13 protein-coding genes are annotated in these 15,589 nt (G+C 70.3%); 6 read left to right on the top strand and 7 right to left on the bottom strand.

Annotated features, from left to right (window positions below; genetic code table 11):
• Positions 1–4: 4 nt before the first annotated feature.
• Both AC2YHJ_RS03970 and AC2YHJ_RS03975 read right to left on the bottom strand, forming a co-directional pair.
• On the bottom strand, positions 5–1,612 hold the full coding sequence (locus AC2YHJ_RS03970; RefSeq protein WP_487394106.1) for a carboxyl transferase domain-containing protein: 1,608 nt from the start codon (positions 1,610–1,612) through the stop codon (positions 5–7).
• A gap of 14 nt (positions 1,613–1,626) precedes the next feature.
• The gene (locus AC2YHJ_RS03975) at positions 1,627–1,812 is read right to left on the bottom strand and encodes a hypothetical protein (RefSeq protein WP_487394107.1); all 186 of its coding nucleotides are present in this window, start codon (positions 1,810–1,812) and stop codon (positions 1,627–1,629) included.
• Positions 1,813–2,113: 301 nt separating this feature from the next.
• Between AC2YHJ_RS03975 and AC2YHJ_RS03980 the strand changes: the two genes are divergently transcribed.
• The 3 genes from AC2YHJ_RS03980 (at position 2,114) to AC2YHJ_RS03990 (ending at position 4,727) form a co-directional block, all read left to right on the top strand.
• Complete coding sequence (locus tag AC2YHJ_RS03980) at positions 2,114–2,512, top strand: DOPA 4,5-dioxygenase family protein (protein ID WP_487394109.1); 399 nt, start codon at positions 2,114–2,116, stop codon at positions 2,510–2,512.
• Positions 2,513–2,564: 52 nt separating this feature from the next.
• Positions 2,565–3,542 carry a Bug family tripartite tricarboxylate transporter substrate binding protein gene (locus AC2YHJ_RS03985; RefSeq protein ID WP_487394110.1) on the top strand — a complete coding sequence of 326 codons (978 nt, stop codon included), beginning with the start codon at positions 2,565–2,567 and terminating at the stop codon, positions 3,540–3,542.
• A gap of 114 nt (positions 3,543–3,656) precedes the next feature.
• On the top strand, positions 3,657–4,727 hold the full coding sequence (locus AC2YHJ_RS03990; protein ID WP_487394111.1) for a TauD/TfdA family dioxygenase: 1,071 nt from the start codon (positions 3,657–3,659) through the stop codon (positions 4,725–4,727).
• Positions 4,728–4,747: 20 nt separating this feature from the next.
• Here AC2YHJ_RS03990 and AC2YHJ_RS03995 read toward each other — a convergent pair whose 3' ends face one another.
• The 5 genes from AC2YHJ_RS03995 to AC2YHJ_RS04015 form a co-directional block, all read right to left on the bottom strand.
• Positions 4,748–5,551 carry a Crp/Fnr family transcriptional regulator gene (locus AC2YHJ_RS03995; RefSeq protein WP_487394113.1) on the bottom strand — a complete coding sequence of 268 codons (804 nt, stop codon included), beginning with the start codon at positions 5,549–5,551 and terminating at the stop codon, positions 4,748–4,750.
• 281 nt (positions 5,552–5,832) lie between these two features.
• A complete protein-coding gene (locus AC2YHJ_RS04000) occupies positions 5,833–6,222 on the bottom strand; it encodes a hypothetical protein (protein ID WP_487394114.1) in 390 nt (129 codons plus the stop codon).
• Between the two features lie 145 nt (positions 6,223–6,367).
• A complete protein-coding gene (locus tag AC2YHJ_RS04005; RefSeq protein ID WP_487394115.1) occupies positions 6,368–7,462 on the bottom strand; it encodes a CE1 family esterase in 1,095 nt (364 codons plus the stop codon).
• Positions 7,459–8,838: a CoA transferase gene (locus AC2YHJ_RS04010; RefSeq protein ID WP_487394117.1), complete on the bottom strand. Its 1,380-nt coding sequence runs from the start codon at positions 8,836–8,838 to the stop codon at positions 7,459–7,461. Before AC2YHJ_RS04010 ends, AC2YHJ_RS04005 begins: the two co-directional genes overlap by 4 nt.
• A 255-nt stretch (positions 8,839–9,093) precedes the next feature.
• Positions 9,094–10,818, bottom strand: a complete 1,725-nt coding sequence (locus AC2YHJ_RS04015) for an AMP-dependent synthetase/ligase (protein WP_487394118.1) — start codon at positions 10,816–10,818, stop codon at positions 9,094–9,096.
• Positions 10,819–11,109: 291 nt separating this feature from the next.
• On the opposite strand from AC2YHJ_RS04015, the gene AC2YHJ_RS04020 reads away from it, so the two are divergent.
• From AC2YHJ_RS04020 to AC2YHJ_RS04030, 3 genes are all read left to right on the top strand, one after another.
• Positions 11,110–12,930, top strand: a complete 1,821-nt coding sequence (locus AC2YHJ_RS04020) for a M3 family oligoendopeptidase (protein WP_487394119.1) — start codon at positions 11,110–11,112, stop codon at positions 12,928–12,930.
• Positions 12,923–14,317 (top strand): ABC1 kinase family protein, encoded by a 1,395-nt coding sequence (locus AC2YHJ_RS04025; protein ID WP_487394121.1) that lies wholly within the window; start codon positions 12,923–12,925, stop codon positions 14,315–14,317. Before AC2YHJ_RS04020 ends, AC2YHJ_RS04025 begins: the two co-directional genes overlap by 8 nt.
• A gap of 116 nt (positions 14,318–14,433) precedes the next feature.
• Positions 14,434–15,585, top strand: a complete 1,152-nt coding sequence (locus AC2YHJ_RS04030) for a Re/Si-specific NAD(P)(+) transhydrogenase subunit alpha (RefSeq protein ID WP_487394122.1) — start codon at positions 14,434–14,436, stop codon at positions 15,583–15,585.
• Positions 15,586–15,589: the final 4 nt, after the last annotated feature.

The following is a 15,589-nucleotide window of genomic DNA, read 5'->3' on the forward strand; positions in this document are numbered from 1 at the left end:
CGCCTCACATCCGGAACAGGCCGAAGCGCGTCTGCGCCACCGGCGCATTGAACGCAGCGGACAGGCCGAGCGCGAGGACGCGCCTGGTGTCGGCCGGGTCGATCACGCCGTCATCCCACAGCCGCGCGCTGGAATAATAGGGGTGGCCGTGCACCTCGTACTGCTCGCGGATCGGTGCCTTGAAGGCTTCCTCCTCCGCCGCCGGCCAGGTGCCACCGCGCGCCTCGATGCCGTCGCGGCGGATGGTGGCGAGCACCGAGGCCGCCTGTTCCCCGCCCATCACGCCGATGCGCGCATTCGGCCACATCCACAGGAAGCGCGGCGAATAGGCGCGACCGCACATGCCGTAATTCCCCGCGCCGAAGCTGCCGCCGATGATGACGGTGAATTTCGGCACGGCGGCGGTCGCGACCGCGGTGACCAGCTTCGCGCCATCCTTGGCGATGCCGCCGGCCTCGTACTTCTTGCCCACCATGAAGCCCGTGATGTTCTGCAGGAACACCAGCGGAATGCCGCGCTGGGTGCAGAGCTCGATGAAATGCGCGCCCTTCTGCGCGCTTTCCGAGAACAGGATGCCGTTGTTTGCGATGATGCCGACCGGATAGCCCCAGATGCGCGCGAAGCCGCAGACCAGGGTCGGGCCATAGAGGCGCTTGAACTCGTCGAAGGCGCTGTCGTCCGCGATGCGCGCGATCACTTCTCGAACGTCGTAGGGCGTGCGCAGGTCGGTGGGCACCACGCCGTAGAGTTCCTCGGCCGCGTAGCGCGGCGGCACCGGCTCGCGCAGTTCCACCGGCGGGCGCTTCACGCTGTTCAGGCTCGCCACCACCTGGCGGGCGATCCCCAGCGCATGGGCGTCGTTCTCCGCGTAATGGTCGGTGACGCCGGAGGTGCGGCTGTGCAGGTCGGCCCCGCCCAGTTCCTCGGCGGTGACGATCTCGCCTGTCGCGGCCTTCACCAGCGGCGGGCCGGCGAGGAAGATCGTGCCCTGGTTGCGCACGATGATGCTCTCATCCGACATGGCCGGGACATAGGCGCCGCCGGCGGTGCAGGACCCCATCACCACCGCGATCTGCGCGATACCCCGCGCGGACATGTTGGCCTGGTTGAAGAAGATACGGCCGAAATGGTCGCGGCCGGGGAAGACTTCATCCTGGTTCGGCAGGTTCGCACCACCGGAATCCACAAGGTAGATGCAGGGCAGGCGGTTCGCTTCCGCGATCTCCTGCGCGCGCAGATGCTTCTGCACGGTGATCGGGAAGTAGGTGCCGCCCTTCACCGTGGCGTCGTTCGCCACGATCATGCACTCGCGGCCCGATACGCGGCCGATGCCGGTGATGATGCCGGCCGAGGGCACCTCCCCGCCATACATGCCCTGCGCGGCGAGCTGGCCGATCTCGAGGAAGGGGGAGACTGGATCGATCAGCGCGCGAATGCGGTCGCGGGGCAGCAGCTTGCCGCGGGACAGATGCCGTTCGCGCGCGACCTCCCCGCCGCCGAGGCGAACGCGGTCGGCGGTGTCGCGCAGGTCGCGGACCAGGGCGCGCATCGCCTCGGCATTGGCGCGGCTTTCGGCGGATCGAAGGTCCAGGGCGGATTCGATCATCGGCATGGCAGGACCCTCGTTCAGGAAGCCGGGCGGGTGGTGCTCACCGTAGCGTCGATCACGCCCGATTGCCGCTGTTCATCGATCCGTTCCTCCGACAGGCCGAGTTCGCGGCGCAGCACCTTTGCCGTGTGCTGACCGAGCACCGGCGACGGTTCGAGCGGCGCCTGCCGCTCACCGGGGAATTTGACCGGGCCGCCGAGCATTCGCAACGGGCCGGCGGCGGGGGTGGTCGACCGTCACCATCACCACCGCGCCGGTGATGCCGCGCGGGCGGATGTCGCAAGGGCTCGTCGTGCTGGGCGTCGGCGAGCAACTCCGCCGGACCCGGCATGCGACGCTCGGGGGAGGAATTGCGCGCCGAGGCGGCCGCCCTGTCGGCCCAGCTTCGCGACGCCTGAGATGCCGCGGCTCATCAACCTGTGGTATGGGGTAAGGTCTGAAGGCCGCGTGCGTTGCCAGACGCGCCGGCGCGGATGTCGCGACAAACGACGAGGGTAGGGGAGGTTGAGGATCGGCCATGACGACAGCCCGACCGTCCGCGCGCGGGTGCCGCGCATGATCGCAGCACCCGATACGATCAGTGGCTGGCACGCGCATGTCTATTTCGATCCGGCCTCACGCGATGCCGCATCGCGGCTGCGCGATGCGATCGCCGCCGCCTTTCCCGATGCGGTGCTCGGCCGCTGGCACGATGTGCCGGTCGGGCCGCATCCGCAATCGATGTACCAGGTGGCCTTCACCCCCGCTCTGATGCCCGCCTTGCTGCCCTTCATCGCGCTGAATCGCGAAGGCCTGGCCGTGCTCGTGCATCCCGAGACCGGGCGGCAGAAGGCCGATCACACCGACCATGCGATGTGGATGGGCGCGGTGCTGCCGCTCGACGTGTCGCGGTTGCCGGATTGACCGCGCGACAGGCTGGGACGAACCTCCGCGCCGTTCTGTTCGAGTGCTGCCCATGACCATGCCGAAGCTGACCCGCCGCGCGCTGCCTGCGCTTGCCGCCCTCGCTGCCGCCCCGGCGCGGGCCCAGGCGCCCTGGCCGGCCCGCCCGGTCCGCTTCGTCGTCCCCTGGCCGCCGGGTGGGCTCAACGACCTGATCGCGCGCGCCTTCAACGACCGCGTCGGGGCGGCACTCGGCCAGACCATCGTGAACGACTTCAAGCCGGGTGCGGGCGGCCGCATCGGCGTCGCCGAGGTCGCGCGCGCCGCCCCGGATGGCTACACGATCGGCATGGGCAATCTCGGCCCGCTGACGATCTTCCCGAACCTCTATCGCGACATGCCCTTCGACGCGGCGCGCGACCTCGCGCCCGTGACCATGTTCGCCGCCTCGCCGCTCGTGCTCGTGGTCAACAAGGACCTGCCGGTGAATTCGGTCGCCGACCTGATCGCGGCCGCCAAGGCGCAGCCGGGCAGGCTGAACTACGGTTCCGTCGGTATCGGCACCGCGCAGCATCTGATCTTCGAGATGTTCAAGCTGCGCGACGGCATCGCCATGGAGCATGTCCCCTATCGCGGCAACACGGACAGCCTGATCGCGCTGCTGGCCGGCGACATCCAGGCGATGTTCGAGACCCTGCCCACCATCCTGCCGGCGATCCGCGACGGGCGGGTCAGGGCGCTGGCCGTCACCACGCCGACCCGCGTGCCGCAGCTGCCCGATGTGCCGACCCTTGCCGAAGCCGGCCAGCCCGGCATCGAGGTCTCCACCTGGTATGCCGTGATCGCACCCGCCCGCACGCCGGACGCCGTGCTGGACCGCCTCTACGCCGTCTACACCGAGGTCGCGCAGCGCCCGGAGATGCAGCGCTTCCTTGCCGAGCAGGGCCTGATCTACCTGCCCAACACCCGCGCGGGCTTCGCCGAGCGCATCGCCGCCGAGACCGCCCGCTGGGCCAGCATCATCCGCGACCGCGGCATCAGCGTGAATTAGAGCCGTTTCCGTTCGCCACGGCTCACGGCAACGTCTCTAATCGCTGTTTTGGCGAGCATCTTTACCCGATCAGGTGATTCCACCTGATCGGGATCTGCTCTGAGGGAGAACGCCATGGACCACGCCATCGCCCCGATCGGAGGCCCCGCCGCCTGGCGTGGCGCCGAGCTCGCATCGCGCGGCTTCTGGCCACGCCGGCTGACCGCGGCCGAGATCGCCGGCCTGGAGGCGGCGCTCACTGCGGTGAAATCCGCCGGCCGCCAGGTGCCGGCCATCGCGAAGGAGCATTTCGCGATCCCCGCGCTGGCGCCGCTGCTCGCCGACCTGACCGAGGAACTGGAACGCGGCGCCGGCGTGGTGCGCGTCTCCGGCCTGCCGGTCGAACGGCTGTCGCGCGAGGATCTGCGCACGCTGTTCTGGGGCCTCTGCGCCAATGTCGGCACGCCGCTGTTCCAGAACACGACCGGCGAGGTGCTGGCGGAGGTGAAGGACGAGACGGGGCAGGGCATCGCCATCACCGGCGATGGTTCGGGGCCGGTGCCATCGGCCCGCGCGCGGTCGCGTTCGACCGGGCCGCTGCGCTTCCACACCGACAAATGCGACCTGCTGTGCCTGCTGTGCGCATCGAACGGCATCGCCGGCGGTGTCTCCCGCGTCGTCTCGACCATCGCGATCCATGACGAGATGGTCCGCCGCCGCCCCGACCTATTGCAGGTGCTCTACGAGGATTTCTGGCGCATGCGCCCGGCCGACGAGGAAGGCGCGCAGCACAGCGACCGTGTCTTCCGCATGCCGGTCTTCGCGCGCGCGGCGGATGGCGCCTTCACCAGCCAGTATTCCCGCACCTATGTCGAGATGGCCCATGCCGAGCCCGGCGTACCGCCGCTGCGTCCCGAGCAGGTCGAGGCGATGGACATGCTCGCCGCGCTGGCGGACGAACTCTGCGCCGAAGCGCCCTTCACGCCGGGCGACATCCAGTTGTTGAATCAGCACGTCACCTATCACGGCCGCACGGCCTATGCCGACGATGCGGCGGCCGGCGCGCATCGCGTGCTGCTGCGCATCTGGCTCGCGGTGCCGTTCAGCCGCGCGCTGCCGGAAGGCCATCGCGTGCAGTGGGGGGCGACGGAACCCGGCGCGCTGCGCGGCGGCGCGATACTGGGGCGCAGCGCCATCGCGGCCTGAGACGGGGAGGGGCGCCGCGCTCAGAGGCCGGCGCCCGCCTCCAGCTCCTCCTCCACGGCGCGGCGCAGGACCTCGGGCTGGCGCAGCACGAGGGCACCGCGTTCCTTCGCGATCACGCCCCGTCGCATCAGGTCGGCGAGTTCGCGCGAAACCGACTCCCGCCGCGCGCCGATCCGTGCGGCGAAGATGTGCCGCCGCGGCGGCGGGCTCACCACGCGTTCCTCGGGGTTGGCCCCTGCCGTGCGGGTAAGGCGCGGGCGCGACAGGCGCAGCAGCTCGGCATAGATGCGCAGGCGGACGGGCAGGGTCTCGCGCTCGACCAGCCGCTTCGACTGGCGCCGCAGGATCGCCGTGACGGTGCGCAGCAGCGCGAGGCTCGCGGCCGGCGTGCTGCAGGCGGCGTCGAGAAAGGCGGCGGCGGGAATGGCGCAGAGCCGCGACCGCACCAGCGCGGTCGCACCCGCCGTGCGCGGCGCCCCGTCGATCGCGGCGATCTCCCCGAACATGCCGCCCGCGCCGATGTCGCTCAGGATCACCTCGCGACCGGCGGGCGTACGGACCTGGATGCGGACCACGCCGTCCAGGACGAACCAGACATCGCCCGAGGGGTCATCGAGGTCGAGGACCATCGCGCCCGCCGCGTAGTCCCGCCACACCGACCGCGCGGCGGCGCGTGCCAGCGTCTCGGGCGATGCGTCGCGGAAGATCGGCATGCGGCGGAGGCGTTCGGCGCGCGAGGTCGCGGCCTGCGGCGCGGCCTCCGCCTCGGGGGTGGTGGATGTGGCGGCGCCTGTCGCGTCGTCGCCGGATTGGCTTGGCTGCATCGCCCGAACCTCGGCTTGCTGTACACGAAGCTGCGTCCGGCTGGTCGCGCATCCATTCTTTGCGGGCGTGCCGGAGCCAGCCATCACGGTGCAGTGTGCAGGACCTGCCGCCGAACGACACGTTGAAAGTGTCACCGCCGGGCCAGTCGCGGGCCTGCGTTTGACGGGGGCGCGATCCGACCGATCCGCCCACTGCAGGAAAGCGAAAGGCCCGGCCGCACCAGCGACCGGGCCCCCCGAGGTTCCGATGGCGATGCGCGAGCCGGGACCCGCGCCCCGCATCACCGGCTACGGCCGGGCAGCACCTCCGTGTAGACGACCTCGGCGCTCTCGCCGGAGCCGACATAGGTAGCGATCCGCTGGCTGGTGCCGAACTGCACGGTGCCGAAGGCCGCGGGCGGCAGGTTCGCCCTCGCCGAGGTCAACTCCATGTAGGTCACGGCGGCTTCCTCGCCGCGGCCGATCCAACCCGCCACCACTGGCGCCTTGAGGTCGGGCACGGTCCCGAGGGCGTTGCGCGGCGCGCGCCGGTCGCCCGGGGAGACGTAGAGGATCTCGGCACCTTCGCCGCTGCCGACGGTGATGGCGACCCGATCCTGCGCGAGGACCGGCTGCCCGAGGAGCGCGCTCGCGAGAATGGCGGAGCGCATCCCGTTGATGAAGTGCGTCATGGCCTGTCTCCTTTCTCGCTCGACGACACTTCGCCGTAGCGATGAGCGGAGAATGCGCGGATGGTCCGCGCCATTCGGTGCAAACGCGCACAGATGGCCGGCGCGCGACGGCGCGGCGCAGCGACTTGTGCGCAATGCCACGATTTCAGTCGTGCGCGCCGAGGAACCAGTCGAGGATCGCGACGTTCGCCTCGCGCGGATAGGCATGGGCGAGGTCCGCTATCTCCTCGTGCCGCACGCTCGCGCCCGCCACGGCGAGTGCGCGCGCGGCGGCCTCCGCGGTCTCGGAGGGAAACATCCAGTCCCGCGTGCCATGCAGGATGAAGATGGGCAGGCCGCGCAGACGCGCCGGATCGGCGATGCTCGCCATGATCGGATGGAAGGCGGCGGCGATGGGTGCGAGATGCGTGAAGCGCGCCGCCGCCGACAATCCATGCAGGTAGCAGAAGCTGCCGCCGTCGCTCATGCCGGTCAGCAGCATGCGCGACGGATCGACCGGCCAGCCCTGCGCGACCTGTCCGACCAGCCGCGCGATATTCTCGCCATCGAGCGGCGGTTCCACGAGCGACCAGGTGCGCCCGATCGCGGTGGGTGCGAGCAGGATGCAGCCGCGCGAACGCGCCTCGCGCAGCCAGGACCACAGGAAGCCCGCGCCATCGCCGCTGCCGCCATGCAAGGCGACGACCAGCGGCGCCGGGCGCGACGTGTCGAGGTTCTCCGGCACATAGAGCGACGCACCGCCGCGCGCGCCCGGCGGACCACCGAGCGACATGGTGCCGCGTCCTTCCGCCCCTGGCTTCGCCGCCAGGCTGGCCACCAGCGCCGCATCCTCCCGCGCCTCGGGCGTGAGGAAGAAGCGGTTCACCGGCGTGAGGAAGGCGGCGAGTGGATAGAGCGCCTCGCAGGAAGCGGCGTGGGACCGCACGGCACGATAGGCCGCGCGCAGCGGATCCGGTGTGGTCATCGCGGCGGCCAGCGCCGCGACACCGGCCGAGGCGGCCTCCGCCGCGCGTTCCAGGCAGTCGCGCACGGGCGCCAGCCCCTCCGGCCAGTCCAGCACGCGGGAGGCTTCGAGCGCCGCATCGAGGTCGCTCTCGCGTGCGCCGACCGCGGCGGTCAGGGCGCGCAGCGTCTCCGGATCGATGTGCCGTGCGGCATGTTCCAGCACCGCGAGCGCGTCGAGGGTCGCCGGCAGCAGCCGGCCCATCGCTTCGCCCGCTGCGTCGCGGCTTGCGCTCATCCCCCCCAGGCCGCCGGATGGCTGCCGAGCGGCATGGATGGCAATGCCCAGTGCGCGGGCGTGGCCGAGAGCTGCGCCGCGTGCCGTACCGCCGTCATGCGTCCGAAGCCGCTGTCGCTCCCCTCGAGATATGGTGCGACATCGGCGATGCCGGGCGCGGCTAGCCCGCCCTCGACACGCCCAAGCCGCTTGATCCATTCGCCCGTGCCGGCCAGCGACACCCGCACAAGCCACGACCCGCCTTCCTGCGCCCGGCGCAGCAGCGCGGCCATCGCACCCAAGGCCAGCAGATAGCCCGAGGCGTGGTCGAGCGCCTGGCAGGGCAGGGGGCGCGGCTTGTCCTCGCCAGCCGCGATGCGTTCGGCATCGTTGATGCCGTTGGCGTTCTGCACGAGGGAATCGAAGCCCCGCCGCCCGGACCAGGGGCCGAGATGGCCGAAGGCGGACAGCGACACGCAGATGATGCCCGGCTTCAGCGCCGCGAGATTCTGAGGCGCGAAGCCATGGCTCGCGATGGCACCCGGGCGGTAGCCCTGCAGGAACACATCTGCGGCGGCTGCGAGGCCGCGCAGCGTCGCGCGCCCGGCTTCCGCGCGCAGGTCGATGAAGGCAGTTCGTTTGCCGCGCCCGGTATCCATCGACAGCGCCGGAAGCGCGGGCAGATGCGCCGCGCTGACATGCAGCACCTCGGCGCCATGCGCCGCCAGCGTCCGCCCGGCGACCGGCCCGGCGATGACCTTGGTCAGGTCCAGCACGCGGATACCCTCCAGCGGCCGCGCGCCGAGCGGTGGCAGCGGCGTCGGCGGGGCATCGCCGATGCGCTCGATCAGCACGGGCGGCAGCGTCGCCACCGCCGGTCCCTGCGGATGGGCCGACCATTCATCAAGGCTGCGCGTCATGGTCGCCACGCCACCTTCCGCGTAGATGGCGGTTTCGGCGGCTTCCGCCTGCCAGCCGGACAGAGCGGCGGCGACGGCATCGCGGGCATTGGCGCAGCCGAGCACGCGCAGCACGACGTCGCGGTGATGCTCGTGGTTGGTGTGCAGGCGGATCCAGCGGCCGTCGCCGCAGCGATAGAGGCCGGCGATCGCGTCCCACTCATGTGCATCGAAGCCCGGGACATGCATGTGGCGTTCGGAATGGAACTCGGTCAGCGCGTGGGCCATGTCCACGGCGACGGTCTGCGGAGGGCCGCCGCGGGTGCAGTGGATGGCCGCTGCCGCCAGCCCCGTCGCGGCGATGGTCGCGACGGCCGCCGTGCCCACCGCGAAGGTGGATGGCTTCACCGGGTCCATGCCGGTCAGCGTGGCCGTGGCGGACGGCAGGCCAGCCAAGGCGAGGAGGTCGGCGAGGGCGGTGTCGGGGCGCGTGGTCATCCGGCACCGTCGCGCCGCCGACGATGCCCGTCCAGATGGCCTCGCCGCCCGGTGGCGAATCCCAAAACCCGGATCCCTACCCCGCCCTGCCGCGCCTTCGTGCCAGTTGGGCCGCAACGGGACCATCTCCGCATCGCGCGCATGCTTGGTTCGGCCGGCAAGCCCGCCGTGCACGGCGCCAAGTCCCGGCATTCCAAAGGCCACTGGCCTTTGGTGGGGTGGTCCGGAGGGGCAAAGCCCCTCCGGGTCCCACCCTCACCCATACATCCCTTCCACCTCGCCCTGCCGCGCCTCGATCGCCGCGCGGCGCTTCACCTTCATGGTCGGCGTCAGCAGCCCGTTCTCGATGGTGAAGGGCTCGGTCGCCGCGAAGTGGCGGATGCGTTCGATGGTCGACAGCTTGCCGTTCACCCGCCGCACCGCGTCACCGACCCTGTCCTTCATGCCCTCAGCCGGGACGACCAGGGCAACCAGGCCGGGCTTGCCCTCGCCGGCGACCAGCGCCTGGTGGATCTCGGGTTCGGCCATCAGCAGGCTCTCGACCTTGGCCGGGCTGACCATGTCCCCGCCCAGCGTCTTGATGAAGTCGCGCTTGCGGTCGGTGATGCGCAGGCGGCGATCCTCGATCACCCCGACATCGCCTGTGTGCAGCCAGGGGGCGCCGCCTTCGGGCGGCACCTGCAAGGCTGCGGCGGTGGCCTCGGGGTTGTTCCAGTAGCCGGTCATGACCAGGTCGCCGCGCACCAGCACCTCGCCATCCCCGGCGATGCGGCATTCGACACCCTTCAGCGGCGGGCCGACCGTGCGGCGGTGGTTGTCCCAGGGCGGGTTGACGCTGATCACCGGCCCGGCCTCGGTCTGGCCATAGCCCTGGATCACCGGCAGGCCGAGCGCGATGAAGAAGCCCGACAGGTCCGGATCGAGCCGCGCCCCACCCGAGACCATCGCCTGCAACCGCCCGCCGAAGCGCGCCCGCGTCTTCTCCCGCACCAGCCGGTCGAGCACGAGGTCCTGCAGCTTCTCGAACAGGCCGAGCGGCGGGCCATCCATCCTGCGCAGGCCGAGTTCGAGCGTCCGGTCGAACAGGCGCCGCTTGAAGGGTGTCTCCTTCTCCAGCCCTGCGAGGATGCGCCCGCGCAGCACCTCGAACAGCCGGGGAACGGCGGTCAGCACGGCCGGCTTGATCTCGGCCAGTTCATGCGCCAACCGGTCGGCGCCGCGCGAATAAACCACCTCCAGCCCGACCGAGGGCAGCAGGAAGCCGCCGACCGTGTGCTCATAGGAATGCGACAGCGGCAGGAAGGACAGGTAGGGCTTGCCGTCGAGGTCGAGCCGCTGCGCCAGCGGCACCACCCCCGCCCGGTTCGCCAGCAGCGCGCGATGCGGCAGCATCACCCCCTTGGGGGCGCCCCCGGTGCCGGAGGTGTAGATCAGGCAGGCGAGGCTGTCGGCCGGCGCCGTCGCGGCCTCGGCGGCCAGCATGGCGACGTCGCCGGGGGTGGCGAGCGCCTCCTCCCAGCGATGGGTGGCAAGGCCGGGGGCGGAGGGCGGGTCCTCGACGCAGATCAGCAGGTCGAGCCCGGCGGCGAAGCCCGCCCCTTCCAGCACCTTCTCGGCGAGCTTCCGCGTCGAGACGATGGCGATCCGCGCTCCGGAATCGCGCAGGATATGGGCGTGGTCGGCGGGCAGGTTGGTGGTGTAGGTCGGCACGGTGATGGCGCCGATCGCCATGATGGCGGTGTCGGCGATCGGGAATTCCGGGCGGTTCTCGCTGACCAGCAGGACGCGGTCGCCCGGTGCGATGCCGCGGGCGCGCAGGAAGGCGGCGACCGAGGCCACCTGCAGCGCGAAATCTCCCCATTTCAGGCTATGCCAGGCGCCGCCCTGCCAGTGGCGGAACAGCGGCCGGTCGGCCCATTGCGCCGCGCGGGCCAGCATCATCGCCGGCAGCGTTGGCCAGGTTCCGAGCGTGTAGGGCATGGGGCGGTGGTTTCCTCGGCCGGTTCCGCATCGTGCGATGGCGATTCGATGCGTTTGCGCCATTCTTATGGGATCGGTGGCCGGCGTGCACGGGCCTTGGCCGACCCCCGGGGCCGGGCGGAGCGAGATACGAACCGCCGCGATGCTGGATTCGTGATCGGAGGCCGCTGCCGTCCATAGCCCCTTGGCTTTGCAGGCTGCGGCCCCACCCGCCCCGCCTGCGGATCGGCGCGGCACAGATGCCAAGCGTATTATGCTGCGGCGCGGTTCGACCTATATGGGGGCGTGACCATGCGCATCCTCCCCACCCCCGCCTTCTCCCCCCTGGACGCCGCAGCGGCCGAGGCCGCGCTGCCCGTCTGGGACCTGTCCGACCTCTATGCCGGGCCGGATGACCCGAAGCTCGCCGCCGACCTCGACCGTGCCGAGGCCGATGCCAAGGCCTTCGAGGCCCGGCTCGCCGGCCGGCTCGCGGGCCTGTCCGGCGACGCGCTGGCCCAGGCGATCGCGGAATACGAGGTGCTGTGGGAACGGCTCGGCCGCATCACCTCCTTCGCCGGGCTGCTGTTCAGCGGCGATGCCCAGGACCCGGAGAATGGCCGCTTCTACGGCACGACGCAGGAGAGGGTGACGACCATCTCCTCCCACCTGCTGTTCTTCACGCTCGAGATCAACCGGCTCGAGGATCATGCGCTGGAGACGAAGGTCGGCGGCTCGGCGGCACTCGCCCGCTGGCGGCCCTGGCTGCGCGACCTGCGCGTGTTCCGCCCGCACCAATTGTCGGATGAGGTCGAGAAGCTCCTGCACGAGAAGGAGGTCGCGGGTGCGGCCGCCTGGAACCGCCTGTTCGACGAGACCATCGCCAACATGAAGGTGACGGTCGGCGAGGAGGAGCTGACGGTCTCCGCCGCGCTGAACCGGCTGTCCGACCGCGACCGGGACATCCGGGAGGCCGCGGCCAAGGGTGTCTCGGCCGCCTTCGGGGACCGCGTGCGGCTGTTCACGCTGATCACCAATACCCTCGCGAAGGACAAGGAGATCGAGGACAAGTGGCGCCACTATCCGCGCCCTGGATCCTACCGCAACCGGTCGAACATGGTGGAGGACGAGGTGGTGGACGCGCTCGTTTCCGCCGTCCGTGCCGCCTATCCCCGGCTGTCGCATCGCTACTACGCGATGAAGGCGAAGTGGCTGGGCCTGGAGAAGATGCAGCACTGGGACCGCAACGCCCCGCTGCCGGATGAGGACGACCGCAAGATCCCCTGGCCCGAGGCCGTGGAGCGCGTGCTGAAATCCTATGCCGCCTTCAGCCCGGAACTGTCGCAGATCGGCCGGCGCTTCTTCGACAAGCCCTGGATCGATGCGGCCCTGCGGCCGGGCAAGGCCTCCGGCGCCTTCGCGCATCCGACGGTGCCCTCGGCGCATCCCTATCTGCTGCTGAACTACCACGGCAAGTCGCGCGACGTGATGACGCTGGCGCATGAACTCGGCCATGGCGTGCACCAGATCCTGGCCGGCGCGCAGGGCTACCTGCAGTCCTCGACGCCGCTGACCTTGGCCGAGACGGCGAGCGTGTTCGGCGAGATGCTGACCTTCCGCGCCGTGCTGGATGGCGAGACCGACCCGAAGCGCCGCCGCGCGATGCTGGCCGGCAAGGTCGAGGACATGCTGAACACGGTGGTCCGCCAGATCGCCTTCTACCGCTTCGAGACGCTGCTGCACGACGAGCGCCGCAAGGGGGAGATCTCCTCCGATCGCATCGCCGAGCTGTGGATGCAGGTGCAGGTGGAAAGCCTGGGGCCGGTCTTCGACTTCACTCCGGATTACGGGGTCTATTGGGCCTATATCCCGCACTTCATCCACTCGCCCTTCTATGTCTATGCCTATGCCTTCGGGGATTGCCTGGTGAATGCGCTCTACGGCGTGTATCGCGACGGCGGCGTGAAGGATTTCGAGGGCAAGTACCTCGACATGCTGCGCGCCGGCGGGACCAAGCGGCACAAGGAACTGCTCGCTCCCTTCGGGCTGAACGCCGCCGATCCGGCCTTCTGGACCAAGGGACTGGACGTCATCTCCGGCTTCATCGACGAACTTGAGAAGACGGATGCCTGACCGCGAGGGCAGCACGCTGTTCGGGGAGGCGCGGCGCATGCTGCGCACCTCCGGCGCGGTGACGGGGATCGCCGCGCGCTATGCCGGGCAGCGTTTCCTCGGCATGAAGGGCGACAAGGCTGCCCATGCCGAGGACCTCAAGGCCATCCTCGGCGGGCTCAAGGGCCCGATGATGAAGGTGGCGCAGTTCCTGTCCACGGTGCCGGACGCGCTGCCGCCGGAATATGCGAAAGAACTCGCCACACTTCAGGCCAATGCGCCGCCGATGGGCTGGCCCTTCGTGCGCCGGCGCATGGCGAGCGAACTTGGCCCGGCCTGGGAAACGAAGTTCGCATCCTTCGAGCGCGAGGCCGCGGCCGCCGCATCGCTGGGCCAAGTGCATCGCGCCACGTTGCACGATGGCACGCGGGTCGCCTGCAAGTTGCAGTATCCGGACATGGCGAGCGTGGTGGAGGCCGACCTCCGCCAGTTGAAGATCGCCATGGCGCTATACCGGCGCATGGACCCGACGCTGGAGAACGAGGACGCCTACGCCGAGCTCGCCGAACGCCTGCGCGAGGAGCTGGATTACTTGCGGGAGGCCGCGCAGCAGCGCCTGTATGGGCTGATGCTGAAGGGCGTGCCCGGCGTGCGCGTGCCGACCCCGATCGAGGGCCATTGCACCCGCCGGCTGCTGACCATGACCTGGCTCGATGGCCGCGCCATCCAGGCCCGCATCGACGAGAAGCCGCCGGAGGAGGAGCGCAACGCCTATGCCCGCGCGCTGTTCCACGCCTGGTACGTGCCGCTCTACGGCTATGGCGTGATCCATGGCGACCCGCATCTGGGCAACTATCAGGTGCGGCCAGATGCGGCGGAGAATGGCGGCTTCGGGATCAACCTGCTCGATTTCGGGGTGGTGCGGGTCTTCCCGCCATCCTTCATCGGCGGTGTGATCATGCTCTACGAGGCAATCCGCGACGAGGATTTCGACAAGGCGGCTGAGGCCTACCGCATCTGGGGGTTCAAGAACCTCAGCCGCGAGACGATGGAAGTGCTCAACATGTGGGCGCGCTTCCTCTACGAGCCGCTGCTCGATGACCGGGTGCGGCCGATTCAGCCGAATGACGACCCGATGTTCGGCCGCAAGGTCGCCGAGCAGGTGCATGCGGGGCTGAAGCGGACGGGCGGCGTGCGGGTGCCGCGCGAATTCCCGCTGATGGACCGTGCGGCGATCGGGTTGGGGTCGGTCTTCGTGCGGCTCGGTGCGAAGCAGAACTGGCACGACCTGTTCCACGCATTGATCGAAGGCTTCGACGAGGCGAAGCTCGCCGAACGGCAAGCCGCCGCATTGGCGGAAGCCCGCGTTCCCACTGCCTCCAGCGTGGCCACGGCCACCGGCGGCTGAACGCTTCCTGTGCATCCGGCATCCTGCCGGTGCAACGATAATGCGTTCGGCGCTGGACACCCTGCGGCAGCACGGGTAGTGGCGCCGCAACAATGTGGCGCGAGGGGGTATCCCGCATGCGTGTGGCGGTCCTGACGGAACGGCGGAACGGGGAAACCCGCGTCGCGGCAACGCCCGAGACGGTGAAGAAATACACCGGCATGGGCCTGGAGGTCGCGGTGGAGACCGGGGCGGGACTCGCTTCGGGCCTGACCGACGCGGCCTATGCCGAGGCGGGAGCGACGATCGCACCGGATGCCGCCGCGGCGCTGGCGGGTGCGAACATCGTGCTCAAGGTCCGCGCACCGCTCGCGGCGGGGGAGGGTTCGGTCGACGAGCTCGCCCTGATCCCGCGCGGCGCGCTGCTGATCGGCACGCTCGGCGCCGATGCGGCCGGGGCGGGCGCCTATGCCGCCGCGGGGATCGATGCCTGCGCGATGGAACTCGCCCCGCGCATCACCCGCGCGCAGTCGATGGACGTGCTGTCCTCCCAGGCCAATCTCGCGGGCTACCGCGCGGTGATCGAGGGGGCGACGGCCTATGACAAGGGCTTCCCGATGATGATTACGGCGGCCGGCACGGTGCCCGCCGCCAATGCCTTCATCATGGGCGCGGGCGTCGCCGGGCTGCAGGCGATCGCGACCGCGCGGCGCCTCGGCGGGCGCGTTTCCGCCACCGACGTGCGGCCCGCGGCGAAGGAGGAGATCAAGTCCCTCGGCGCGTCCTTCGTCGGCTATGAGGATGAGGAGAGCAAGGCGGCGCAGACCGCGGGCGGCTACGCCAAGCAGCTTTCCGCCGAATTCTACGCCAAGCAGGCGGAAGTGGTCGCGGCGCACATCGCCAAGCAGGATGTCGTCGTCTGCACCGCGCTGGTGCAGGGCCGCAAGGCGCCGATCCTCGTCACCGCCGCGATGGTCGCTTCGATGAAGCCGGGCAGCGTGATCGTGGACATCGCCTCCGACGCCGGGGGCAATTGCGCGCTGACCAGGCCGGGCGAATTGTTCGTCACCGACAACGGCGTGAAGATCCTCGGCTACACCAACTGGGCCGGGCGGCTGCCGGCGGCGGCATCGGCGCTGTACGCGCGCAACCTGCTGACCTTCCTGTCCACCTTCTGGGACAAGGACGCCAAGGTGCCGAAGCTGCCGGAGGAGGACGACATCGTGAAGGGCGTCACACTCACGCGGGCGGGTGCCGTGGTGCATCCGTCGATGAAGCCGGCGGCATAAGGGG

The organism is Roseomonas sp. SRI_022 (assembly GCF_057586215.1).